This window comes from Streptomyces sp. NPDC000941 (assembly GCF_053599555.1).
Genome location: NZ_JBSFMM010000178.1, coordinates 1 through 23319 on the forward strand (window position 1 = coordinate 1; position 23319 = coordinate 23319).

The 23319-nt window shown below is 72.3% G+C and carries 19 protein-coding genes; 11 read left to right on the forward strand and 8 right to left on the reverse strand.

Going from position 1 to position 23319, the window contains the following annotated elements:
• A partial coding sequence (locus tag ACWDSL_RS39175) for an alpha/beta fold hydrolase (protein WP_450492730.1) occupies positions 1-981 on the forward strand: 981 nt, incomplete at its 5' end.
• Positions 982-1099: 118 nt separating this feature from the next.
• On the opposite strand, the gene ACWDSL_RS39180 is transcribed toward ACWDSL_RS39175, so the two are convergent.
• The 3 genes from ACWDSL_RS39180 to ACWDSL_RS39190 all read right to left on the reverse strand — a co-directional run bounded on the left by ACWDSL_RS39180 (position 1100) and on the right by ACWDSL_RS39190 (position 3758).
• Complete coding sequence (locus tag ACWDSL_RS39180) at positions 1100-2116, reverse strand: methyltransferase (protein ID WP_450492731.1); 1017 nt, start codon at positions 2114-2116, stop codon at positions 1100-1102.
• 123 nt (positions 2117-2239) lie between these two features.
• Positions 2240-2809 (reverse strand): hypothetical protein, encoded by a 570-nt coding sequence (locus ACWDSL_RS39185; protein ID WP_089510844.1) that lies wholly within the window; start codon positions 2807-2809, stop codon positions 2240-2242.
• Between the two features lie 115 nt (positions 2810-2924).
• The gene (locus ACWDSL_RS39190) at positions 2925-3758 is read right to left on the reverse strand and encodes a glutamate racemase (RefSeq protein ID WP_450492732.1); all 834 of its coding nucleotides are present in this window, start codon (positions 3756-3758) and stop codon (positions 2925-2927) included.
• A gap of 25 nt (positions 3759-3783) precedes the next feature.
• On the opposite strand from ACWDSL_RS39190, the gene ACWDSL_RS39195 reads away from it, so the two are divergent.
• Positions 3784-5097: a glycosyltransferase gene (locus ACWDSL_RS39195; protein ID WP_450492733.1), complete on the forward strand. Its 1314-nt coding sequence runs from the start codon at positions 3784-3786 to the stop codon at positions 5095-5097.
• Between the two features lie 9 nt (positions 5098-5106).
• On the opposite strand, the gene ACWDSL_RS39200 is transcribed toward ACWDSL_RS39195, so the two are convergent.
• Positions 5107-6450 carry a TerD family protein gene (locus ACWDSL_RS39200; protein ID WP_450492743.1) on the reverse strand — a complete coding sequence of 448 codons (1344 nt, stop codon included), beginning with the start codon at positions 6448-6450 and terminating at the stop codon, positions 5107-5109.
• Positions 6451-6683: 233 nt separating this feature from the next.
• On the opposite strand from ACWDSL_RS39200, the gene ACWDSL_RS39205 reads away from it, so the two are divergent.
• Positions 6684-7187, forward strand: coding sequence for a DUF6643 family protein (locus ACWDSL_RS39205; protein WP_089510840.1), 504 nt, complete (start codon positions 6684-6686; stop codon positions 7185-7187).
• 107 nt (positions 7188-7294) lie between these two features.
• Positions 7295-8191, forward strand: a complete 897-nt coding sequence (locus ACWDSL_RS39210; protein ID WP_450492734.1) for an MOSC domain-containing protein — start codon at positions 7295-7297, stop codon at positions 8189-8191.
• Positions 8192-8420: 229 nt separating this feature from the next.
• Here the strand turns inward: ACWDSL_RS39210 and ACWDSL_RS39215 are convergent, their stop codons facing one another.
• From ACWDSL_RS39215 to ACWDSL_RS39225, 3 genes are all read right to left on the reverse strand, one after another.
• The gene (locus ACWDSL_RS39215) at positions 8421-9122 is read right to left on the reverse strand and encodes a response regulator (RefSeq protein WP_450492735.1); all 702 of its coding nucleotides are present in this window, start codon (positions 9120-9122) and stop codon (positions 8421-8423) included.
• A 128-nt stretch (positions 9123-9250) separates the two neighbouring features.
• A complete protein-coding gene (locus ACWDSL_RS39220; RefSeq protein ID WP_450492736.1) occupies positions 9251-9865 on the reverse strand; it encodes a TlpA family protein disulfide reductase in 615 nt (204 codons plus the stop codon).
• Positions 9866-9920: 55 nt separating this feature from the next.
• Positions 9921-10370, reverse strand: a complete 450-nt coding sequence (locus ACWDSL_RS39225; RefSeq protein ID WP_450492737.1) for a cyclic nucleotide-binding domain-containing protein — start codon at positions 10368-10370, stop codon at positions 9921-9923.
• 136 nt (positions 10371-10506) lie between these two features.
• Here ACWDSL_RS39225 and ACWDSL_RS39230 point away from each other — a divergent pair, with 136 nt between their 5' ends.
• The 6 genes from ACWDSL_RS39230 to ACWDSL_RS39255 all read left to right on the forward strand — a co-directional run bounded on the left by ACWDSL_RS39230 (position 10507) and on the right by ACWDSL_RS39255 (position 19844).
• A complete protein-coding gene (locus ACWDSL_RS39230) occupies positions 10507-12888 on the forward strand; it encodes a phosphoketolase family protein (protein ID WP_450492738.1) in 2382 nt (793 codons plus the stop codon).
• A gap of 227 nt (positions 12889-13115) precedes the next feature.
• Complete coding sequence (locus tag ACWDSL_RS39235; protein WP_398533030.1) at positions 13116-13550, forward strand: ATP-binding protein; 435 nt, start codon at positions 13116-13118, stop codon at positions 13548-13550.
• Positions 13551-13739: 189 nt separating this feature from the next.
• A complete protein-coding gene (locus tag ACWDSL_RS39240; protein ID WP_450492739.1) occupies positions 13740-14642 on the forward strand; it encodes a universal stress protein in 903 nt (300 codons plus the stop codon).
• Positions 14643-14801: 159 nt separating this feature from the next.
• The gene (locus ACWDSL_RS39245; RefSeq protein ID WP_450492740.1) at positions 14802-16550 is read left to right on the forward strand and encodes a GAF domain-containing protein; all 1749 of its coding nucleotides are present in this window, start codon (positions 14802-14804) and stop codon (positions 16548-16550) included.
• 79 nt (positions 16551-16629) lie between these two features.
• Positions 16630-17232: an Rv1733c family protein gene (locus ACWDSL_RS39250; protein ID WP_450492741.1), complete on the forward strand. Its 603-nt coding sequence runs from the start codon at positions 16630-16632 to the stop codon at positions 17230-17232.
• A gap of 173 nt (positions 17233-17405) precedes the next feature.
• Positions 17406-19844 (forward strand): right-handed parallel beta-helix repeat-containing protein, encoded by a 2439-nt coding sequence (locus ACWDSL_RS39255; protein WP_450492742.1) that lies wholly within the window; start codon positions 17406-17408, stop codon positions 19842-19844.
• On the opposite strand, the gene ACWDSL_RS39260 is transcribed toward ACWDSL_RS39255, so the two are convergent.
• On the reverse strand, positions 19814-22201 hold the full coding sequence (locus ACWDSL_RS39260) for a hypothetical protein (RefSeq protein ID WP_450492744.1): 2388 nt from the start codon (positions 22199-22201) through the stop codon (positions 19814-19816). The two genes, ACWDSL_RS39255 and ACWDSL_RS39260, sit on opposite strands and share 31 nt — an antisense overlap.
• Positions 22202-22411: 210 nt before the next feature.
• On the opposite strand from ACWDSL_RS39260, the gene ACWDSL_RS39265 reads away from it, so the two are divergent.
• The gene (locus tag ACWDSL_RS39265; protein WP_089510830.1) at positions 22412-23248 is read left to right on the forward strand and encodes a DeoR/GlpR family DNA-binding transcription regulator; all 837 of its coding nucleotides are present in this window, start codon (positions 22412-22414) and stop codon (positions 23246-23248) included.
• The last annotated feature ends 71 nt before the right edge of the window (positions 23249-23319 follow it).

A 23319-nucleotide genomic window follows, 5' to 3' on the forward strand; every position in this document is an offset into this window, starting at 1 on the left:
ACCCACGTCGGAATCGACGACAACTTCTTCACCCTCGGCGGGCACTCCCTCCTCGCCACCCGCCTGATCAGCCGCATACGCACCGCCCTGGGCGTCGAACTCACCATCCGCGCCCTCTTCGAAGCCCCCACCGTCGCCGGCCTCGCCGAACGCATCGAAGACGGGGCGAGCCAGGATCCGTTCGATCCACTCCTCCCCATCCGTGCGAGCGGCAAAGAGCCACCGCTGTTCTGCGTACATCCGGTATCAGGGCTCAGCTGGTGTTACGCCGGTCTGCTGCGGCACATCCCAGAAGAAGTCCCCATTTACGGGCTCCAGTCGCGCGGCCTGATGGGGAAGGAGCCGCTGCCGACCTCCCTGGAGGAAATGGCGCGGGACTATGCGGAGCTGATGCGTTCTGTTCAGCCCGTCGGCCCCTATCGGCTGCTCGGCTGGTCCTTCGGAGGGCTGGTCGCCCATGCTGCGGCGGTACTGCTACAGAGTCAGGGAGAAGTCGTCAGCCTGCTGACCATGCTTGACGCCTATCCAAACGACGGGGTTCTTCCATCGGGCCCGGAAAAAGAAGAGGACCTTATATACGCGTTGGCGGAGGGCGCCGGATACACAATCTCGGAGGATGCCGATGCGGCGGATCTCTCCGCTCTCCTCCGCGACTACGCCAGGCAGCACATGGGTGAGATGACGGGAGGCATCGCTCTCAGCGAGGACGAAATATCCGCACTGGCCGTCGCGGTCGGTAACAACCGGGCGCTCGGGCGCTCCGCCACGCTGGAAAAGTTCTCTGGCGATGTGCTGTTCTTCACCGCAGGCGTCGACAACCATATGCCGGTGGCCGCTACCCGAGCGTGGGCCCCGTATATCACGGGGCACGTGCACGAACACGCGGTTCCATGTGAGCACGTCAACATGATGCAGCCCGGTCCACTCGCCGAGATCGGCCGGACGCTGGCCGCAGCCCTGAGGGAGCTCCCGGAACAATAGTCGATCAAGGCACAGTCGACACAGATGGGTCTGGCGGCATGACGTACGCGCTACGCCACGCCACCAGGCCCATCGAATCACGCCGAAAGGCGCAACATCAGCGGCTACCCAAAACCTTCTATTTCGCTTCCAGAACCGAGAAGTAAGAGCCGGAAATCGGGGTCACGCTCGAAAGACTGAATCCGGAATCGCTCAGCAAGGTCTCGAATTCCGCTGCCGTGCGTTCGCGGCCGCCGGTGAGCACCATCATCCCGATGTCGCTCCATCGGCTGGGGTGCCATTCCTGGTTCTCCGGCACCAGCATCTCCACGATCAGTAGCCGCCCGCCGTCCCGCAGCGCCTTCCTGCTGTTGCGCAGAATGGCGACCACTTGGCTATCCGTCCAGTCGTGCAGCACACTGCACAGCATATGGGTGTCGGCCCCTGAAGGCAGCGATTCAAAGAAGTCGCCCTTTTCGAGCTGGCAGCGCTCTCCGAGCGACCGGATGTGCTCGGAATCCTTGACCATGTCGACGACCGACGGCCGATCGAAGAGAATTCCCCGGACATGATCGGCTTCGCGCAGGACGCGCTCCAGCATAAAGCCGTCGCCGCCCCCGATGTCCATGACGACGTCCGACTGCCGCCAGTCGGGCGTCGCGGAGAACTGCCCGTACAGCCGCCCGGTGCGCTCCCGCATCCGGCGCAGGAAAGCGCGATCGGCGTCGCCGTCGGAATTCTTGTGTGTGAAGAAGTCCCCGCCGTGGACGCTGTCGAAGACCGAGCGCCCGCTGCGGATGCTGTCGATACCGCGGAGCCAGGCCCGCTGGGAGTCGGCGTTGAGGACGGATTCGTGGACGCTGTTCGGGGCATCCGTGCGGAGGCGGTGTCCGGTCTCGGTCAGCCGGAATGAGCGGGACGGGTCCTCCACGAGCACGCCCACCGACACCAGGGCACGCAGCAGGCGGTAGAGGGATTCGACGTCCGCGTCCGTGGCGGTGGCTATGTCCTCGACAGTCCTGGTGTCCGCCGCTATGACATCGGCGATGCCGAGTTCGACCGTAATGCGCAGCACGTGCGGCAGCACGGCGACACAGCTGTCGTCCGCCAGGGCCAGGTAATCCGCGAGCAGGGCTTCTGGTGTCAGTGCGCTCATCTGCCGACCTCTCTCATATCTGGACGTGCTGAAGGAACGGGGCCGAACGGGGGAACGGCCCGGAAGGACGTACCTTCCGGGCCGTTATCAGGATCATGTATAGCCGGTGACCTCGGACGGAATCTAGGCCTGCGAGGCCCCGGCCGCGACGCCGCGCAGGCGGTCGCGGATCACGCGTACCGCAGTCTCGGCGTTGTCCACCGTGACGGTGAAGATCCGGCCGTCGCCGAGCCGGACCACCAGGCCCTCGCCGCGGCGGACGATCACCGCGGTGCCCTTGTCCGGGCGCCATCGGTAGCCCCAGCCGCCCCACTGGAACGGGGTGACCCGGGGTGCGAAGTCCGCGTGGACCACATCGTCGAGCGGGATACGGCGCCGGGGCAGTCCAATGTGGCCGCAGCGCACCTCCAGGGCCTCTTCGTCGACCCGCACTGCCACGTGAACGAAGGCCAGGGTGCCGAAGAGCATCAGCAGTCCGGCCGCGAGGCAACCGATCACGGCCATGAGGAGCGGGGCCAGACCCGAGGTCCAGGGAGAGGCGACGGCCAGGTCGATGCCGAGCGCCACGCAGGCGGCGCCCCCGGCGGCAAGCAGCCACTGGGCGCGGTTGTGTGCCCGCCCGGTCCAGATCTCAGGGGGCCTCCCGGCCCCGGCCGGCCTGTCGCGCTCGTCGTCCTCGCCGTGGTGCCTCATAGTTGGCAGGGTACCCACGTTCCGCTACCCCGGCAGAGGACTGTGGTAGGGAGCATGAAAGGTGTCCGGGCGAGCCCAGTCCTGGGCCGCGCGCGTCGGCCCCGCGCCAGACGCGTCAGCCCCGCGCCAGGGGTTCGGCCGCCAGCAGACGCCCCTCCGCGTACGCCAGGGCGGCCTCGGGCATCGCGGCCTCGCGGCCGCTGAGGAGCACGGTGAGCCGTCCCTGGGGAAGCTGGGAAAGGTCCGCGAGCGCCGACGGGCCCGCCTGTGCCGCCTCGCCCGAGGGGGTGGGCGTGGCGCCGATCCGGCGCAGGGCCTGGGCGACGACGGCCCCGGCGGAGGCGTGCAGGGCGATCGGCGGGGCGTCGGCCGGCTGGACGGCGGCCCGGATGCGGTCGGCGACCAGCTCGTAGTGGGTGCAGCCCAGGACGAGGGCCCGGATGTCGCGCGGGGTGCGGGCCGCGGCGTCGGCCACCGCGGCGTCGATCGCCGCCGAGTCGGCCCGCTGTACGGCCTCGGCGAGCCCCGGGCAGGCCACCTCCGTCACGGTGACGCCGTCCGCGAAGTCGCTGATGAGTCGGCGCTGGTAGGGGCTGCCCGTGGTGGCGGGGGTGGCCCAGATCGCGACGGGTCCGCCGCCCGCCGCCGCGGGCTTGATCGCGGGTACGGTCCCGATGACCGGCAGCCCGGGCTCCAGCTCGGCCCGCAGCGCGGGCAGGGCGTGTACGGACGCGGTGTTGCAGGCGACGATCAGCGCGTCGGGGCCGTGCTCGGCGGCGGCGCGGACGCAGGCCAGCGCGCGCTGGGTGACGTCTTCGGGGGTGCGCGGGCCCCAGGGCATGCTGCCGGGGTCCGAGGAGAGAACGAGATCGGCGTCCGGCCGGAGCCGATGCACCGCAGCCGCTGCCGGGAGCAGGCCGATTCCGGAGTCCATGAGCGCGATCTTCACCCGGTCACTTTAATGGATCGCCCCGATGCGCCCGGCGACCGGGCTCCTGGTCGGGCAGACTGCCACGGTGGACGCGCTGACGTGGATCGCCGTGGGGTCACTTGTCGTGTGGGGGTGGCTGCTGCTGGGCCAGGGCTTCTTCTGGCGTACGGACGTCCGGCTGCCCCGCGGCGGTACACGGGTGGACCCCGGTGCGCTGCTGGACCTCGGCGGTGCGCGCGCGAACCCCGGCGGTGAGTCCATCGTCCCCGGCGAGGCCCCGGCGGACCTCGCCACCGAGGAGTGCTGGCCGCCGGTCGCCGTCGTCGTCCCCGCCCGGGACGAGGCCGCCGTCCTCCCGGTGAGCCTGCCGTCGTTGCTGGCGCAGGACTATCCGGGGCCGGCCGAGATCTTCCTCGTCGACGACGGCAGTACGGACGGCACGGGCAAGCTGGCCCGCGAACTCGCCGATGAGCACGGCGGGCTGCCGCTGACCGTGGACTCGCCCGGTGAGCCGCCGCCGGGCTGGACGGGCAAGCTCTGGGCGGTGCGCCACGGCATGACGCTCGCCGAGGCCCGCCCGGACACGGAGTATCTGCTGCTGACCGACGCGGATATCGCGCATGAACCGGACTCCCTGCGCGAGTTGGTGCGGGCGGCGCGCGGCTCCGGGCTCGATCTGGTGTCGCAGATGGCGCGGCTGCGGGTGGCGACGGCGTGGGAGCGGTTGATCGTCCCGGCGTTTGTGTACTTCTTCGCGCAGCTCTACCCGTTCCGTTGGGTCAACCGGGCGGGGGCGCGGACGGCGGCGGCCGCGGGCGGGTGTGTGCTGCTGCGGCGGGAGGCGGCCGAGCGGGCCGGGGTCCCGGATGTGGTCCGGCACGCGGTCATCGACGATGTGGCGCTGGCCCGGGCGGTGAAGCGAAGCGGCGGGAGGATCTGGCTGGGGCTCGCGGACCAGGTGGACAGCGTACGGCCGTATCCGCGGCTGGGCGAGCTGTGGCGGATGGTCTCGCGCAGCGCCTATGCGCAGCTGCGGCACAATCCGCTGCTGCTGGTGGCCACGGTGGCGGGGCTCGCGCTGGTGTACCTGGTACCCCCGGTGGCGCTGTGCGCGGGGCTGCCGGCGGGCCGGCCGGCGCTGTGGGCGGCGGGGGCCGCCGCCTGGGCGCTGATGGCGGCGACGTACGTCCCCATGCTGCGCTACTACCGGCAGACGCTGTGGCTGGCGCCGCTGCTGCCGCTGACGGCGCTGCTGTATCTGCTGATGACCGTGGATTCGGCGGTCCGGCACTATCAGGGGCGCGGCGCCGCGTGGAAGGGGCGTACCTACGCCCGCCCCGGCGACGCCGCGCCCTGATGGCCCGCCTCACTTACGGCCGGGTGTCCAGTTCATGCCCCAGCCGTAGGCGTAGTCGAGGGTGCGCTGGGGGCTGACGCCGCGTTCGGGCACCAGATAGCGGGCCTCGCGCTGGACGATGAGGTCACCGCCGTTGTTGGTGATCAGCGCGAGGGCACAGACCGGGGAGGGGACGGTGCACTCGTCGAGCGAGAAGTCGATGGGCGCGCCGTGCTGCGGCTGCAGGGTAACCGTGGCGTTGAGGTTGGCGAAGCTGCGGGCGCCCTCGTAGACCGTGACGAAGACGAGGATGCGGCGGAACGCGTTCTTCTGGTCGAGGTTGATGGTGAGGTTCTCGCCGGAGTCCCGGGCGCCGGTGCGGTCGTCGGCGTCGAGCTGGATGAATGGCGGCTGGTGCAGCGAGCCGAAGGAGTTGCCGAGCGCCTGCACCACGCCCTTGCTGCCGTCGGCGAGCTCGAACAGCGCGCCGAGGTCGAGGTCGAGGTCCCCGTGCATGGCGATGGCCTTGCCGAGCTTCTGGGCCCAGCCCTGGAACTGTTTGCGCACCTGCCAGTTGAGGTTCACCCGCATGGCGCCGGAGGTACCGCCCTGCTTGGTGAGCGAGACGGATGGGGCCTCCTTGGTCAGGGTGACCTTGGACAGGCTCACCGGGGCGGAAGCGGGAGCCGGGTACCCGGGGGCCGGCGGCGCGGCGGGCGGGTACGCGGGCGCGGTCGGCGGCTGAAGCGGCGCGGCGGGCGCCGTGGGCGGCGGGGGCGGAAGGGGCGCGGACGGCTGTACGGGCGCGGGGGCGGCGGCCGGGGCGGGGACGGAGGCGGGGCCGGGGGCGTGCTGGGGCTCGTCGACGCTGATGCCGAAGTCCGTGGCGAGGCCCGCGAGTCCGCTGCCGTAGCCCTGGCCGACGGCGCGGAACTTCCACGCGCCCTGCCTCCGGTAGAGCTCGCCGAGCACAAACGCGGTCTCGACGGTGGCGTCCTCGCTGTCGAACCGGGCGAGCTCCGCGCCGCCCGAGGCGTCCAGCACCCGGATGTACAGGCCCGGGACCCGGCCGAAGCTGCCGCCGTCCGAGGACGCGGCGAGCACGACCGTCTCGATGGCGGGCTCCACCCGGCCGAAGTCCACCGAAAGGGTGTCGGTCACGGTGTCACCGGCGGTTCGCTTGCCTTCGTGGCGTACGGCGCCCGAGGAGTGTGCCGGCTGGTTGTAGAAGACGAAGTCCGCGTCGGAACGGACCTTTCCGGATACCAGCAGCAGCGCCGAGGCGTCGACGTCCGGCGCCCCCGGGCCGGTGCGCCAGCCCAGTTCGACCCGCACCGCCGACGCCGGAACCGGAACATTGCTGCCTTTGCGCATCGCCATGCTGTCCCCCTGCCTTTCTGATCTGTTCATTTCGGCCACAGACACACGATCATCGGACCGCGATCGGTAACCCGTCGAAAACGAGCTCTTTACAGGATCTCAACGTACCCTGCCGACCGTTTTTGCCAGATTCGCTCGGATTGGGGAACGCCGACCGCTCCCAGCCGGTAAAACAACCCTCTTACCGGACTCCCCAATCGGCACATCGTGGGCTTAACTTATGGGCTATGACCTCCCCCCGCGGTAGCTACGGCAGCGGCTACTACTCCTCGTCGTCCTTCCCGGACACCCCCATCTACGACAGTCTCGTCGCCGAGCGGGGGACACCGCAGATCGCGCCCATCCGAGTGGCCCCGCCGTACGACACCGGCAGCCACCTCCCGGCGTTGCCCTCCGCGCTGCCCGCGCTGCCGGCCGCGCCTTCCTCCTCGCAGTACAACCCCTCGCAGGGATACCAGACGGGTGGTGGGCAGCCGCAGCCCGGCGGGCTGCAGCAGGCGCCCTCGCCGTACATCCCGCCGCAGGCGACGGGTCCGCGCGGCTACCCGGGGCAGCAGCAGCCCCCGCAGCAGCAGCGTCCGGCGGCGCCCAACGGCTACGAGGCGATGCGTCCGGCCATGCCGCGCCCCGCCGCACCCCGGCCGGCGGCGCCCGCGCCGTCGCCGTACGAGGACCCCTACGGCCGTCAGCAGTACCAGGGCCGACCGCAGCAGCCGGGGGCCGGTTACTGAGCCGCCCCGCGCGGCGGGGCCCGGCCCCAGGTGGGGGCCGGGCCGGCCGGGAACCGTGGGGTGGGTTTGACACGACGCTGTCGGACCCGGCTGGCAAGATTGTCGGCATGGTCAATCCAGCACTGAGCGCTATCCACGTGTACCCCGTCAAGTCGGCCGCGGGGGGCGCTCCCCTCGATGCGGTCGTCGAGCCGTGGGGGCTTGCGGGAGACCGGCGGTGGATGGTCGTCGAGCCCGGCGGACGGTATGTGACGCAGCGCCAACAGGCCCGGATGGCGCTGGTTTCCGCCGAGCCGCTGCCCGGTGGCGGCATCCGGCTCAGCGCTGCCGGCCATGAGCCGCTGACCGTCGCCGTGCCCGAGCCGGGGGACGCCGCGCCGGTGTCGACCGTGTGGCTGCACAAAGAGGCCGTCGAGGTTGTGTCGGCGGGCGCGGCGGCCGACGAGTGGTTCAGTGGTTTTCTGGGCTCTCCGGTCCGTCTGGTCCATCTGGACGATCCGGCCCGCCGCAGGCCGCTGGCTCCGGATTTCGCTCGCGGGGGCGAGACCGTGAGCCTCGCGGACGAGTTTCCGCTGCTGCTGACCACCACCGCGTCGCTGGACGCGCTCAACTCGCTCATCGCTCAAGGGGATCACCCTGACGAGGGGCCGCTGCCGATGAACCGCTTCCGGCCGAATGTGGTGGTCGAGGGCACCGCTCCCTGGGCCGAGGACGACTGGCAGCGGATACGGATCGGCGAGGTCGTCTTCCGGGTCACCAAGCCCTGTGCCCGGTGTGTGATCACCACCACCGACCAGGAGACCGCCGAGCGCGGCAAGGAGCCGCTGCGTACGCTGGCCCGCCACCGGCGCGCCGGCGATCAGCTCCTCTTCGGGCAGAACCTCGTCCCGGAGTTCCCCGAGCTCCCCGAACTTCCCGAACTTCCCTCGGCCGTCGGGCTCTTGGGGGAAGGGCGCGGCGCGGGGACACTGCGGTTGGGCGACCGGGTCGAGATCCTCGAGTAGCCGATGGCCCCGTCCGGCCCGGCCATCAGGGCCGTTCGGCCCCTTCCCGGTGGGTGCACGGCCCGCGATGCTGATCACCAGTGCCTGGGAACCACCCTCGCCACCGGGGCGTGCCTGGCTCCCACTCCACTGCGGTGAGGAGCCACACGGACGGGCGTGCCCCCGTGCGCGCGTGGGGCGCGAGACCGGAAGGGGAGTCCGGCCTCGCGCCCCACGCAAACGTCAGACATCACTCGGCCGCGCGCCGGTCCCTGATCCGCTCGGCGATGACCGCGGCCTGAATGCGTCGTCCCACGCCCAGCTTGGACAAGATCGTCGAGATGCGGTTCTTGACCGTCTTCTCGGCGAGGAACAGCCGCTCGGCGATCTGGCGGTTGGTCAGCCCTTCACCGATGAGCTCCAGGATCTCCCGCTCGCGCGGCGACAGCCGCTCCAGCTCCACCGGCCCGCTGGGCTGCGGCCCACGCAGCCGGGCCATCACCCGCGCGGTCGCGCCCGGGTCGAGCATGGACCGGCCGCCGGCCACGGTGCGTACGGCCGACACCAGGTCGGAGCCGTTGATCTGCTTGAGCACATACCCCGCCGCCCCCGCCATGATGGCGTCGAAGAGCGCTTCGTCGTCGTCGAAGGAGGTGAGCATCAGACAGGCCAAGTCGGGGAGCCGGGCCCGCAGTTCGCGGCACACCTCGATCCCCTCGTGGTCGCCGCCCTCGGCCGAGGAGCCGAGCCGTACGTCGAGCACCGCGACCCGGGGCCGTACGGCGGGGGCGCGGGCGATGGCCTCGCGCGCGTTGGCCGCCTCCCCCACCACGCACAGGTCGGGTTCCGCGTCGAGCAGATCGCGCAGTCCGCGGCGCACCACCTCGTGGTCGTCGAGCAGAAAGACCCCGATGTGTGTCGCGGGCCTCGCGGGGTCGGCCGCCTGTGCCACTGCCTCTCCCTTCGTGGCGCGCGGGGCGCGCCGGTCGTGATCCGCCGCCCAGCTTTCCGTCCCGTCGCGGCGCGGGGTAAGGGGCCGTTCGGCCCCCGGCCGCCCGAACATCTGGCCGCGGCGCCGTCTCAAGCCTTCTTCTGCTCCGCGATGAGCGGCCGCAGCGCCTTGCGCAGATCGCGCTCGCTGAGCGGCACCAGCGCCCGGGCGGCGAGCCGTCCGCTGCTGTCGAGGAAGATGGTCGAGGGGATGGCCTGCGGATTGACACTGCCCCGGGGGAGCTTGAGCACGATCCGTCCCATCTGGTCGTAGAGGCTGGGGTACGAGACGCCGTACTCCTCCTCGAACCTGATGGCCGCCTCCCGGCTCGGGTCCCGGGTGTTGATGCCGACGAACCGTACGCCCTCGGCCTCGGTCTCCTTGGCCACCTTCACCAGATTGGGCGCCTCGGCCCGGCACGGCCCGCAGTTCGAGCCCCAGAGGTTGACCACCACGACATGCCCCTTGTAGTCCGCGAGGTCCAGCGGCTTGCCCTCGAGGGTCTTGCCGGAGATCTCCCGCAGCTGCTTGCGCTCGGCCGGGGCGTAGCTGCTGATCACTCCGTTGCCGCCGCCCGATTTCGAGGAGCCGCCCCCGGAGCCCCCGGAATCCCCGGTGGAGCTCGTCCCCATCCCGCAGGCCGACAGGAGGAGGACGGCGGCCAGTACAGCGGCCGAACCGGAGGTGAAATGACGGGTGTTCATGCGATCAGCTTCGCAGGTCGCGGGTGCGCCCCGGCGCCCGGGTCCCTGAATACGTTCACGGCGATATGCCGCCCGCGTACGGCCCGTACAGGTCCAGCAGGCGGGTGCGGGCGGACTGGAGCCGGCGTCCGATCACCTGGGCACAGGCGAGGGCGAGCGCGTAGCCGAGTTCGGTGTCCTCGTCGCACAGCCGGCGTACCGCCTCCGCGTCGAATTCGTGTGCGCGCACCGGGCTGAGCGCCTCCGCGCCCAGGTGCCAGGTGTCCGGCGGGAAGAGCCAGGACCAGCCGATCAGCTCGCCGGGGCCGAGTGTCTCGATCACGGCGGCGCGCCGGCCGGGGACGTGCAGATCGAGGGTGACCGAGCCGGTGCGGATGATCCAGAAGCGGTCGGCCTTGCGCCCCTCCTCGAAGATGCGGCTGCCCGCGGGGAAGGCAACTTCGCGGGCGAGCGCCATCAGCCGATCGCGGTGTTCCGTCTTGAGCGGGCTGAGTAGTCCCTTCATGTCCTCACTGTGCCGTCTCCCGCCCCTGCGCGCCCTTCGGGGCGGGTGGGTGAGGGTCGGCCGAAGGGCGGCCGTGCCCGGCTTGTGGCATGGTCGTACATGGGTCCTGAGGCCGCCGTCTCTCACGGAGTCACGCATGGGACCGCAAGCCACGCTCACCGACCGCGAGCTGCACAGCCTGGACGCCCACTGGCGGGCGCTGAACTATCTGGCGGCGGGCCAGATCTATCTGACCGGCAATCCGCTGCTGGCGGAGCCGCTGCGCCCCGAGCACATCAAACCGCGGCTGCTGGGCCACTGGGGCACCTGTCCCGGGCTGAACCTCGTCTACACGCATATGAACCGGGTGATCTCGGCACGTGACCTGGACGCGGTGTGCGTCTGGGGCCCGGGCCACGGCGGGCCGGCCGTGTTCGCCGGGGCCTGGCTGGACGGCACGTACGGGGAGCTGTGTCCGGACGTGGGGCGGGACCTCGCCGGGATGGCCCGGCTCTTCCGCCAGTTCTCCACGCCCGGCGGGGTGCCCAGCCATGCCTCGCCGCAGGTGCCCGGCTCGTTCCACGAGGGCGGCGAGCTCGGCTACTCCCTCGCGCACGCCTATGGCGCGGCGCTGGACAACCCCGACCTGGTGGTCACCTGTGTGATCGGCGACGGGGAGGCCGAGACCGGGCCGCTGGCCACGTCCTGGCATTCGAACAAGTTCCTGGATCCGGTGTACGACGGCGCCGTGCTGCCGGTGCTGCAGCTGAACGGCTACAAGATCGCCAATCCGGCCGTACTGGCCCGGCTGCCCGAAGGCGAGCTGGACGAGCTGCTGCGCGGCTACGGCCACGAGCCGCTGTACGTCACCGCCACCGCGGGCGAGGACCCGGCGCAGGCGCACCACGACATGGCGGCGGCGCTCGATCTCGCGCTGGACCGGATCGCCGCCTTCCAGCGGGCCGCGCGCGAGGGTGACGGGGCGCGGAAGCGGCCGCACTGGCCGTTGATCGTGCTGCGTACGCCCAAGGGCTGGACCGGCCCGGCCGAGGTGGACGGGGTGCCCGTGGAGGGCACCTGGCGCGCCCATCAGGTGCCGCTCGCCGGGGTCCGGGAGGATCCGGGGCGGCTGCGGCAGCTGGAGCGGTGGCTGCGCTCGTACCGGCCGGACGAGCTCTTCGCCGCCGACGGCCGCCCGCGCCCGGAGGTCCTGGACTGCGTACCGGCGGGCGACCGCAGGCTCGGCGCCAATCCGCACGCCAACGGCGGCCGGCTGCTGCGCGAGCTGCCGCTGCCCGATCTGGCCGGGCATGCCGTCGCCGTGGACAAGCCCGGCACCCGGCTGCACGAGCCGACGCGGGTGCTCGGCGGGCTGCTGCGCCAGGTGATGGCCGACACGTCCGAGCGCCGCGACTTCCGGCTGGTCGGGCCGGACGAGACGGCGTCCAACCGGCTGCAGGACGTGTACGCGGTGACGGACAAGGCGTGGCAGGCCGAGACGGTGGAGACGGATGAGCACCTGGGGCCGCACGGCCGGGTCATGGAGGTGCTGTCCGAACATCTGTGCCAGGGCTGGCTCGAGGGGTACCTGCTGACCGGGCGGCACGGTCTGTTCTCCTCGTACGAGGCGTTCACCGACATCGTCGCGAGCATGGCCGCCCAACACGTCAAGTGGGTCCAGACCGCCCGTACGATCCCCTGGCGGGCCCCGATCGCCGCCCTGAACTACCTACTGACCTCACATGTGTGGCGGCAGGACCACAATGGTTTCTCCCATCAGAACCCCGGGTTCGTCGACCACGTCCTCAACAAGGACCCGTACACGGTGCGCGTGTACCTCCCGCCGGACACCAACACCCTGCTGTGCGTCGCCGATCATGTGCTGCGCACCCGGGACGTGGTCAATGTGGTGGTGGCGGGCAAGCAGCCCTGTTTCGACTGGCTCGGCCTGGAGCAGGCCCGTGACCACTGCGCGCGCGGCCTCGGTATCTGGGAGTGGGCGGGGACGGAGCGGCCGGGCGACGAGCCGGCGGTGGTCCTCGCCTGCGCGGGTGACGTGCCGACCCAGGAGGTGCTGGCCGCGGCGTCGATCCTGCGTACGCGGCTGCCGGAGCCGGCCGTCCGGGTCGTGAACATCGTCGACATGACCAAGCTGATGCCGCGTGAGGAGCATCCGCACGGGCTGACGGACCGCGAGTTCGACGCGGTGTTCACCCGCGACCGGCCGGTGATCTTCGCGTACCACGGCTATCCGTGGCTGATCCACCGGCTCACCTACCGGCGGGCCGTCCATCCGCGGCTCCATGTGCGCGGCTACAAGGAGATGGGCACCACGACCACGCCCTTCGACATGGTCGTACGCAATGACCTCGACCGCTATCGGCTGGTCATGGACGTGCTGGACCGGGTGCCTGGACTCGCGGTGCGCGCCGCCGGGCTGCGCCAGGCCATGGAGGACATGCGCCATCGGCACCACGACTGGATCCGGCGGCACGGCGTGGATCTGCCGGAGGTGGCGCAGTGGAGCTGGCCGGGTTGAGCGGGCAGCGCGGGCTGAGCGGGGCTTGAGCGGATTACCGGGCAGCGGCAGCCGATAGAAAGCGGTACGCGACCGAGTAGGTTGCGGGCGCCGCACGTCCACTTCCGGTCACAAATGGCGCCCGAGTCGTCATCGCCGGTCTTGGCGTGCGCGGGCGGCCCATGGCCCGTATCCTCGGCTCCTTCATCGACCCTGCTGTCGCTCGCACTCGTCAACGGGAGGCACCGGTGCCGGCGCAACCCCGCCTGTGGTCCGCCGATCCAGCCGATCAAGCCGCCGAGCGTCTGCTGCAGCGCCGCTTCACCGCACGCGAGCTGCCGCTGCTGCGCGTGCAGGTCGAGGAGTGCGCGGCCTGGGCCGGGCTGGCCGAGACGCGCCGGGGCGACTTCGTCCTGGCCGTGGACGCGGTCGCCACCAACGCGGTGGAGCACGCGGGCGGGCAGGGGGCCCTGCTGCTGCGGCGGGTCGGCAACGAGCTGGAGTGCCGGATCAGCGACTCCGGCCCCGGCTTCTCCGAGGACGTCATCCCCCGGATCCTGCCGGGCCTGGACGGCGCGACCAGCGGACGGGGGCTGTGGCTGACCCGCCTGGTCACCGACCGGCTCGCGGTCAGCGCGGGCGCGGTGGGGGCCGTGGTGACGCTCGCCATGCGGCTGCGCTGAACTGCTCCGCCGGCCACCCGTACTCACCCGCGCGCCCGAGCTCACCCGGCCGTGCCGCCCGCGCGCCCGAGCTCACCCGGCCTCTTGTCCTCATCGGCCCGCCACGCGCGCTGACCGGTCCCTACTCCCCCGGTCGCCTCCCGGCAGGACAATGGGAAGGAACACATCCATGTGCGGACATGAGAGGCGGTGGGCGCGGTGGAGCTACCCGTCGTGGTGGGGGTGGACGGTTCGGACGCCGCCTTCGACGCACTGGACTGGGCGGCCGGCATGGCCGCACGGCGCGGGCTGCCGCTGCGCATCGTCCACGCGTCCCTGTGGGAGCGCTACGAGGGCTACATCCCCACGACCTCGCCGGACCGCCCGGCCGAGCGGGTCCACAGCGAGGCCGTGCTGGCCATGGCCGCCGAGCGGGCGGGGCGGCGCGCCTCGGCGCTCAAGGTGATGACCGACGTGGCGCCCGACGACGCGGTGACGGCCCTGCTGCGCGCCGGGCAGAGCGCGGACGCGGTGGTCGTGGGTTCGCGGGGGCGCGGGGAGTTCGCATCCCTGCTGCTGGGTTCGGTGGGTCTTGGCATCGCGGCCCGCGCGCACTGTCCGGTGGTGGTGGTCCGCGGCCGCCCGGAGAATGTGCAGGGCCGGCTGAACCGGGTGACGGTGGGCATCGCCGAGCGCGAGCGCCCCAGCGGACCCGAATACGCCGCGGGCGCGGGCGTGGCCGCGAACGCCTTCGCGCTCCGCGAGGCGCGGCTGCGCGGCTGCGAGCTGGAGGCGGTGCACGCCTGGCGTTTCGCGGCCGCCGAGGCGGCCGGGGAGCACGGGAGCCCCGAGGACCGGGCGCGGCGCGCCGGCGAACTGCTCGACGAGGCGCTTGGCGGCGCCTCGGCGGCGGCGCTGCCGCCCGTACCGGTGGCGCACCGGGTGGTCGAGGCATCGCCCCGCAAGGCGCTGCTGGACGCATCGGCGCACTCCGACCTGCTGGTGGTGGGGGCGCGGCGGCGGCACGGCCACTTCGGTATGCAGCTCGGCCTGGTGAATCACGCGATGCTGCACCATGCGCAGTGCCCGGTGGCGGTGGTCCCGCAGAGCTGAACACGGCGAGCGGCTTGAGCACTCGGGCGGTTTGAGCACCCGTACGACTCGGGCACCCGGATGACTCGGACACTCGGACGACTTGGGCACTCGCGCCCCTGAAGGGCCTCGGCACGGCTAGGCTGCCGTCAAGCGGCTGACGGGCACGACGGAGGCCAGGTGTCGGGCACTGCGGATCAGGGGCGCCATCCGGCACTGCCCCAACTGAGTCTGGATCAGCTCCTCCACGAGTTACAGGCGCGGCTGGACACGGCGCGCGCCACGCAGGGCCGTACGCACAACCTGCTCGAGGCGGTGCTCAGCGTCGGCCGCGAGCTGGATCTGGAGCAGGTGCTGCGGCGGATCGTGGAGGCCGCGGTGGTGCTGGCCGACGCGGAGTACGGTGCGCTGGGCGTGGTCGACCAGCACCGGCTGTCGCAGTTTCTGCCGGTGGGCATATCCGAGGAGCTGGCACGGCGCATAGGGCCGCTGCCCTGCGGCCATGGGCTGCTCGGCGAGCTGATCCGCCGTCCGCAGCCGCTGCGGCTGACCGATCTGGCCGCGCACCCGTCCAGTCAGGGCTTTCCGGATCACCATCCGCCCATGCGGTCGTTCCTGGGGGTTCCGATCCGGATCCGCGACGAGGTCTTCGGGATTCTGTATCTGACCGAGAAGCGCGGCGGCGCGGGCTTCGACCCGGAGGACGAGGCGGTGCTGACCACCTTGTCGGTCGCCGCGGGCGTGGCCATCGACAACGCCCGGCTGTATCACGAGAGCAGGCGCCGCGAGCAGTGGCTGGAGGCGTCGGGGGTGATCACCCGGACGCTGCTGGCCGGCGCCCCCTCGGGCGAGGCACTGAGCCTGATCGCCCGCCTCGCCCTCCAGGTGTCCCTGGCCGATTCGGCGGCGGTGCTGCTGCCGGCCGAGGGGACGGACAGCCTGCTGGTGGAGGTGGCCGAGGGCCATGACGCGGAGCGGCTGGGCGGGCAGGTGGTGCCGTCGGACGGGTCGCTGGCCGGTTTGGCCGCGCGTACCGGCCGGCCCGCGGTCAGCGGCGACATGCGGAACGATCCGCGGGCTTGGCCGATCCCGGCCCGGGAGGGGGAGTTCGGCCCGCTGGTGGCCGTACCGCTGGTCGCGGGCGAGCGGACTTCGGGGGCGCTGCGGCTGTGCCGGCTCGCCGGGCGGCCGCCGTTCGACGACAACGAGGTGGCGCTGCTCTCCGGGTTCGCGGCGCAGGCGGCGCTGGCGCTGGAACTGGCCCGGCACCGCGCCGAGTCGGAGCGGCTGGCGCTGCGCCACGACCGCGACCGGATCGCGCGCGATCTGCATGACCTGGCGATCCAGCGGCTGTTCGCGACGGGCCTGACGCTGCAGAGCGCGGGTCGGCTGATCAAGCACCCCGAGGCGGCGGAGCGGGTGGGGCGGGCGGTGGACGATCTGGACGAGACCATCAAGATCATCCGCTCCACGATCTTCGCGCTGCGGGTGGTTGGGGACGGCGATGCCGAGGCCACCGGTCTGCGCTGGCGTCTGGTCAAGGCCATCCGGTCGGCGTCCGATGTGCTCGGCTTCACCCCGTCGCTGGTGGTGGACGGGCCGGTGGACACGGATGTGCCGGACGAGGTGGCCGATCAGGTGCTGGCGGTGCTCGCCGAGGCGCTGAGCAACACCGCCCGGCACGCACAGGCGCGGCGGGTGGACGTACGGCTGGGTGCCGGGGCGGAGGTCGTCTTGACCGTCACGGACGACGGGGTGGGCATGGGCGGCAGCGCGCCCAGCGGCGGCCTGGTCAACATGCGCTCCAGGGCCCAACTCCACGACGGCATGCTGCACATCGAGGCGCCCGAGGCGGGGGGTACGCGGCTGGTGTGGCGGGTACCCCTGGCATCCGGCCGACCTTACGCGACGGAGGGCCCGACCTCGTGATATTGCTCTCTCTTCGACTAATCCACGTATTTCCGGCCCGGCATGCGGTATCCACGAATGGGGAAGGGGGTGCGTGAGCATGCGTACGATCCGCGGACTGTGGCGCTGGCGGCGCAACCCGCTGCGCCGTGGAACGGACCTCGCCGAGGCGTGGGCGGCGCTGCTCGCCGTGTTGCTCATCGTCCTCGTGGCCCCCGCGGTCGGCTGGGTGGCGGGCTCCGTCACGAACGGGGCGCTCCAGGAGGCCGTACGTGAGCAGCGGGCGCATCGTCAGTTGGTCACGGCGACCGTGGTGAAGGTCCTGCCGCACCCCCGTATCGACTCCGACCCGGAGACCGCCTCGGCGCGTGATGCGCACCGCCGGGTGTTCGCCAAGTGGACCGGGCCGGACGGCAGCAGGCACTCCGGGGCGCTCGGCACCCACCCGGGGGCCGACCCGGGCGAGCGGTTCCGGCTCTGGACCGACGGACAGGGCCGGCCGACGGGCCGCCCGCTGGACGAGGCGACCGCCGCCACCCATGCCGTGCTGGCCGGGCTGGCGGCGGGAGCGGCCTCGGCGGGGCTGTTCGAGAGCGCCCGGCGGCTGGTCGTATGGCGGCTGATGCGTCGGCGTTACGCCCAGTGGGACGTCGAGTGGGAGCGGGCCGGCCAGGACTGGGGCCGGGCGGGTGCCGGCAGTTGACGGCCGTGCGCCACCTCGTCGGACCGCGCTGAGGCGCGGGACCGGAGCGAAGCGTTCCGGCCACGGCCGCGTCAACACACCGCCCGCCACGCACGCTACGGTTGGGCCTTCACAGCACAGTGGCAAAGTCGCACGCAGCCGGCATACGCACGAGGTGGGGGCACAGCAGCACCATGGCACAGGGCTCGGTCGTCCAGGTGACGCACAGCGGAACGTCGCGGTGGCGGCGGCGCACAGGAGAGTACGCCTCCCTCTCGGCAGCCCTGGAGGCCGCGGGGGACGGTGATGTGCTCTCCATCTCCCCCGGCACCTACCGCGAGAATCTGGTGGTGGGCCGGGCCGTCACCCTGCGCGGCCCCGAGGGTTCGGGGCGCGGCTCGGTACGGATCGCCCCGGCCGACGGCGTCGCCCTGACCATACGCGCGTCCGCGGTGATCCAGGATCTGCATATCGAGGGCCAGGATTCGGCCTCGCCCGCGCTGCTCGTCGAGGAGGGCGCCCCGGAGGTCTCGGATGTGCGGGTGGCGACGCGCTCGGCGGTGGGGATCGAGGTGCGCGGCAGCGCCCGGCCCACCGTGCGGCGCTGCACCGTGGACAATCCGGCGGGCGTGGGAGTCAGTGTGCTCGACGGGGCCGGTGGGGTGTTCGAGGACTGTGAGGTGGTGGCGGCGGGCCAGTCGGGCGTCGATGTGCGCGGCGGCGGGCATCCGCGGCTCGAGCGCTTCCGGGTGCACCACGCCTCGGGCGCGGGGCTGTCGCTGACCGGCGACGGCAGTGCGCTGGAGGCGGTCGGCTGTGAGATCTACGAGGTCAAGGGCGCCGGTGTGCAGGTCTCGGGGCGCGCCACGGGGTCGTTGACCGACTGCCGGGTGCACCGTACGACCGGCGACGGCATCAACCTCGACACGGACGCGGTGCTGACCCTCGCGGACTGCGATATCCACGACGTCCCGGAGAACGCGATCGATCTGCGGTCCCGGTCGGTGCTGACCCTGACCCGTTCGAAGGTGCGCCGGTTCGGGCGCAACGGCCTGTCGGTGTGGGACCCGGGCACGCGTGTGGACGCCAACCAGTGCGAGCTGCACGAGAGTACGGGCGACTATCCCGCGGTGTGGGTGAGCGACGGGGCGACGGCGGTCCTCGACTCGTGCCGGGTGCACGACGTACCGGACGCGCTGTTCGTACTCGACCGGGGCTCGCGCGTGGACGTCGTCGACAGCGATCTGTCGCAGGTGCGCAACACCGCGGTGTCGGTGAGCGACGGGGCGACCGCGCAGCTGGACGACTGCCGGATCCGCGATGCGGCGACGGGCGCCTGGTTCCGTGACCACGGCAGCGGCGGCACGCTGGCGGGCTGCACCATCGACGGGGCCTCGACCGGCGTGATCGTCACCAAAGGCGCCGACCCCAGGGTCGAGCGCACCACGGTCACCTCCCCCACCGAGGCCGGTTTCTATGTGTCGGCCGAGGGCCGCGGCACGTTCCACAACTGCCGGGTGACCGGCAGCAGCGGCTACGGCTTCCACATCATCGACGGCTGCCGGTCCACCTTGACCCGGTGCCGCACCGAGCGGTGCTCGCGCGGCGGTTACGAGTTCTCCGAGGCCGGTCCGATCGTGGAGGACTGCACGAGCGACGAGAGCGCGGCCACACCCGCCGCGCGGTCGGCCGCTCTGACGGCCGGGACGCCCGCGGTGGAGACCGCCACGTCGACGGGCGGGCTGCTGGGGAGCATTCCGGCGCAGCGTACCGCCGCGAGCGCCGCCGCTCCGGCCGCGCCCGCCGCCCCCGCGGTGGAGGTGCGCCCGTCCAAGGCCGTCCTGGGCGAACTGGACACGCTGGTGGGCCTGGAGAGCGTCAAGCGCGAGGTGCGCGCCCTCACCGACATGATCGAGGTGGGCCGGCGTCGGCAGGAGGCGGGGCTCAAGGCCGCGTCGGCGCGCCGCCATCTGGTCTTCACCGGCTCCCCCGGCACCGGCAAGACGACGGTGGCCCGGCTGTACGGGGAGATCCTGGCCTCGCTCGGGGTGCTGGAGCGCGGCCATCTGGTGGAGGTCTCCCGGGTGGACCTGGTCGGCGAGCACATCGGCTCGACGGCGATCCGCACCCAGGAGGCGTTCGACCGGGCGCGCGGCGGTGTGCTGTTCATCGACGAGGCGTACGCGCTGTCGCCGGAGGACTCCGGCCGGGACTTCGGCCGTGAGGCGATCGACACCCTGGTGAAGCTGATGGAGGACCACCGGGAAGCGGTGGTGGTCATCGTGGCCGGCTACACCGAGGAGATGCAGCGCTTCCTGTCCGTCAACCCGGGCGTGGCGTCCCGCTTCTCGCGCACCATCACCTTCGGGGACTACGCCCCTGAGGAGTTGCTGCGGATCGTGGAGCAGCAGGCGGAGGAACACGAGTACCGGATCGGCGAGGGTGCGGTCGAGGCGCTGCTGAAGTACTTCACGGCGATCCCCAAGGGCCCGGCGTTCGGCAACGGCCGCACCGCCCGCCAGACCTTCGAGGCCATGGTCGAGCGGCACGCGGGCCGGGTGGCGCAGCTGACCGACCCGAGCACGGACGACCTCACGCTGCTCTACCCGGAGGACCTGCCGGAGCTCTTGTGAGACGGCGGGCCCGAGCTCTTGTGAGATGCCGGGCCGCGGCTCTTGTGAGACGGCGGGTGCTGTTCCGGGAGGCGGGCCAGCAGCCCGGCCCGCTCCCGGTCGAAGGCGGGGTCGGCCTGGTAGTCCGCGTGGCCGAGGATCGGGGCGGGCAGCGGGTGGTCGGCGGTACGGCCGTAGGCGAGCGGGTCCTTGAGCCCATCGTGGTCCACCTCGGGCCCGGTGCCGTCCGGCAGCCGGATGGGGCCGCCTATGGGGTCGGTGTACCGCCACAGATTGCGCCAGCAGCGCACCTCGTCGTGCAGGGAGTACAGCTCGGCCGTGCCGAAGTAGGCGGGGAACCAGCGCCCGTACAGCCGCTCCAGGGGTGAGCCGTAGGTCAGCAGCGCGACCCGGCCGCGGGTGCGCCGGTCGACCTGCCAGACCGCGGCGGCGGCCAGCACGCTGCCCTGGGAGTGGCCGGAGATCACCAGTCGGCCGCCGTGGCGTCGGGTCCAGGTCTCCATCCGCCAGGTCAGGTCGGGGACGGCCCGCTCGGCGTAGCAGGGGGGCGCGAAGGGGTGGGCGGCGCGCGGCCAGAAGGTGCCCACGTCCCACAGGATGCCGATGGTGCGGCGGGCGGAGGGGCTGCGGTAGGCGCGCCGGGCCCAGGTGACGAGCAGCAGGAACGCCAGGCCCATCAGCCAGGAACCGAGCGCCTGCGCGGTCTGGGCGGCGGCCTCGATCACCGGGGGCGCGCCGTCGGCGGCCCGTCCCGGCACCTGGTGGCTGGCCCAGGCCCCGACGACCGCGGCCGCGCCGAGGAGCAGGGTGGCCAGGGCGACGGGGCCGACGATGCCCGGGGCGGAGTCGGTGAGCCCGGCGCGGGCGATCACCCCCGCGATCTTGCGGGTGCGTACGGCGTCGGGCCGCTCCCCCGGGTAGCCGTCGGGCACGGTACGCACCAGCCGGCGCCGCACCCGCCACACCCGGACGGCGAAGAACAGGGCCACCAGCACCACCACGAGCAGCACGGTGGGGATGACCGCGGCCTGCCAGGACAGCAGGACCGGCGGCCCGTCCATCGGGGCGCCGCTGTCCATACCGGGCGTGGCGTCGCCGTCCAGCCAGTCGGCGACGCGCTGGGCGACGCCGCCGCAGAGCACCGCGCCGAGCCCGCAGGCCAGCATCGCCACGGCCGGACCGGCCAGACCGCGCAACGGGGTGCGCCCGGCGGGCGCCGCGCGGTGCAGCGCCAGGGCACAGCCGGCCAGGGCGACGACCAGGGTGCCCTGGATGAGCGCGAGGACGCCGAAGGCCGCGTCGCCTGGCAGCCGCCCCTGGGAGGTCCAGCCGGGCCGGGACCAGCCCGCGTACAGCATGGCCAGGGCGAGCAGGCCGAGGGCGGCGCCGGGCAGGGCGGTGGTGGTGACCCGGTCCAGCTCGTCGTCGAGTTTGGTCTCGCTGCGGCCCCGGCGGCAGACCACGTACACCACGAGCACGCCGCCCGCGACGAGCAGGGCGAGCAGCAGCCATCCGATGGCGTCGAGGAGGGCACTGCCGCCCGGCTCGCGGTCATGGGCGGCGGTGGCCATGGTGAGGCCCGCGGCGACGGTCAGGAAGCACGCGGCGGTGTGCGCGGCGCGCAGCCGGGCGACGATCCTGCGGCCGTACCAGAAGCCCGGCAGACACAGCGCGGCGCGGTTGCCCGCGGCGGGGTCGGACTCGTCCACCGGCCGGCGCAGCGGGGGCTGTGACTCGTACGCGCTCCAGGTGCGGTTGGACAGGTACCACAGCAGCCCGCCGAGCGCGGTGGGCACGAGCGCGGCCAGGGCGAGGCGGCGGCCGGGCTGGCTCCACCAGCCGTGATCCCGGGGCGACATGAAGCCGAGCCAGGACCTGTCGCCGCCGCAGGACTGGGAGCCGGCGCACTGCCAGGCCACCAGGTCGAGCGCCACCTCGCAGGCCCCGGCGAGCAGCAGGACGGTCAGGCTCAGCGCGATCAGCCGCACCAGGAGGCCGTAGGCGCGCACGGTGCGCTCGCGCCGGTCGGCGGCGGGCCGCATCCAGTGGGCGAGGTTGGCGACCATGAAGGGCAGCAGGAGCAGCCACAGCGCGCGGGCGCCGTTGCCGGAGGTGAGGTTGGACCAGCAGTAGGCCTCGCGGACCGGCGATTCGCGGTAGTCCTGCGGGCGGTCCTCGGCGTCGGCGTCCTCGATGCGCCGGTAGATCCCCGCGGTCTTGTCGCCGGTGACCAGCACGGTCCGCGGGTCGGTGAGCATTTCCTGCGGGGTGGTCCCGCCGACGCCGTGGACCAGTAACTCCAGGTCGGGCGGGGGCTCTCCGCCCACTTCCGCCGCCGCTTCGGTACTCGTACGCATCACCTGTGCCACCGTGTCCCCCGATCCCGGTGTGGTCGTTCCGTCCAGGATCGTGCCCTCGGCGCGGGCGTCCGACGCGGCCGCGCCGAGCGTGGCGAAATCGTAATCCCGGGGTTCGGAGACGATCGTGTGTCCCCGCGGCATGCGAAGATGTGCCCGCGAGCGGTTAACGGCTGAGGGATGCAGAGAAACGAGAAGGGACGGGCCGCGGTGAGCGACAACCAGAATCTCCTCGCCGAGCAGCGGCGTGCCCTGATCCTCGACGAGGTGAGACGGCGCGGCGGGGTGCGGGTCAACGAACTGACCCGCAAGTTGAACGTGTCGGATATGACGGTCCGTCGCGATCTGGACGCCCTGGCCCGGCTGGGCATGGTGGAGAAGGTGCACGGCGGCGCGGTGCCGGTCGCCGAGGCGAGCACGTACGAGCCGGGGTTCGAGGCCAAGTCGGGCCTTGAGCTGAGCGCCAAGGAGGACATCGCGAAGGCCGCCGCGGCGATGGCCGCGCCCGGCACCGCCATCGCGCTGGCGGGCGGGACCACGGCGTTCGCGCTGGCGCAGCAGTTGCTTGATGTGCCGGATCTGACCGTGGTGACGAACTCGGTGCGGGTGGCGGACGTCTTCTACAACGCGCAGCGGTCGGCCGCGGGCGGCGGGGCGGGGCCGCGCCCCGGGGCGGCGACGGTGGTGCTCACGGGCGGGGTGCGCACCCCCTCGGACACGCTGGTGGGTCCGGTCGCGGACGCCGCGGTCCGCTCGCTCCACTTCGATGTGCTGTTCCTGGGGGTGCACGGGATATCGGTGGAGGCCGGTCTGTCCACCCCGAACCTGGCGGAGGCGGAGACCAACCGGCACTTCGTCCGCTCGGCGCGGCGGGTGGTGGTGGTCGCCGACCACACCAAGTGGGGCACGGTGGGCCTGAGTTCCTTCGCCTCGCTGGACGAGGTGGACGCGCTGGTGACGGACCCGGGGCTGCCCGGGGAGGCGCGGGCGGAGATCCTGGAGCATCTGCCGGGGGAGCTGGTGGTGGCGGGCGAGGCCGCCATGTGAGCGTGTCTCGGGGCGCTGCGCGGGCTGGACTGAGGAGCCGCGCAGCGACGAGGGAAGCCCGCGCGTAGAAG

Excerpts from the sequence above, each read along its gene's own strand:
- ACWDSL_RS39225 (WP_450492737.1), bottom strand. The coding sequence starts at position 10,370 with ATGAAGGGACTACTCAGCCCGCTCAAGACGGAACACCGCGATCGGCTG.
- ACWDSL_RS39220 (WP_450492736.1), bottom strand. The coding sequence starts at position 9,865 with ATGAACACCCGTCATTTCACCTCCGGTTCGGCCGCTGTACTGGCCGCC.
- ACWDSL_RS39260 (WP_450492744.1), bottom strand. The coding sequence starts at position 22,201 with ATGCGTACGAGTACCGAAGCGGCGGCGGAAGTGGGCGGAGAGCCCCCG.
- ACWDSL_RS39230 (WP_450492738.1), top strand. The coding sequence starts at position 10,507 with ATGGGACCGCAAGCCACGCTCACCGACCGCGAGCTGCACAGCCTGGAC.
- ACWDSL_RS39195 (WP_450492733.1), top strand. The coding sequence starts at position 3,784 with ATGCGCCCGGCGACCGGGCTCCTGGTCGGGCAGACTGCCACGGTGGAC.
- ACWDSL_RS39185 (WP_089510844.1), bottom strand. The coding sequence starts at position 2,809 with ATGAGGCACCACGGCGAGGACGACGAGCGCGACAGGCCGGCCGGGGCC.
- ACWDSL_RS39255 (WP_450492742.1), top strand. The coding sequence starts at position 17,406 with ATGGCACAGGGCTCGGTCGTCCAGGTGACGCACAGCGGAACGTCGCGG.
- ACWDSL_RS39180 (WP_450492731.1), bottom strand. The coding sequence starts at position 2,116 with ATGAGCGCACTGACACCAGAAGCCCTGCTCGCGGATTACCTGGCCCTG.
- ACWDSL_RS39210 (WP_450492734.1), top strand. The coding sequence starts at position 7,295 with ATGGTCAATCCAGCACTGAGCGCTATCCACGTGTACCCCGTCAAGTCG.
- ACWDSL_RS39200 (WP_450492743.1), bottom strand. The coding sequence starts at position 6,450 with ATGCGCAAAGGCAGCAATGTTCCGGTTCCGGCGTCGGCGGTGCGGGTC.
- ACWDSL_RS39250 (WP_450492741.1), top strand. The coding sequence starts at position 16,630 with ATGCGTACGATCCGCGGACTGTGGCGCTGGCGGCGCAACCCGCTGCGC.
- ACWDSL_RS39205 (WP_089510840.1), top strand. The coding sequence starts at position 6,684 with ATGACCTCCCCCCGCGGTAGCTACGGCAGCGGCTACTACTCCTCGTCG.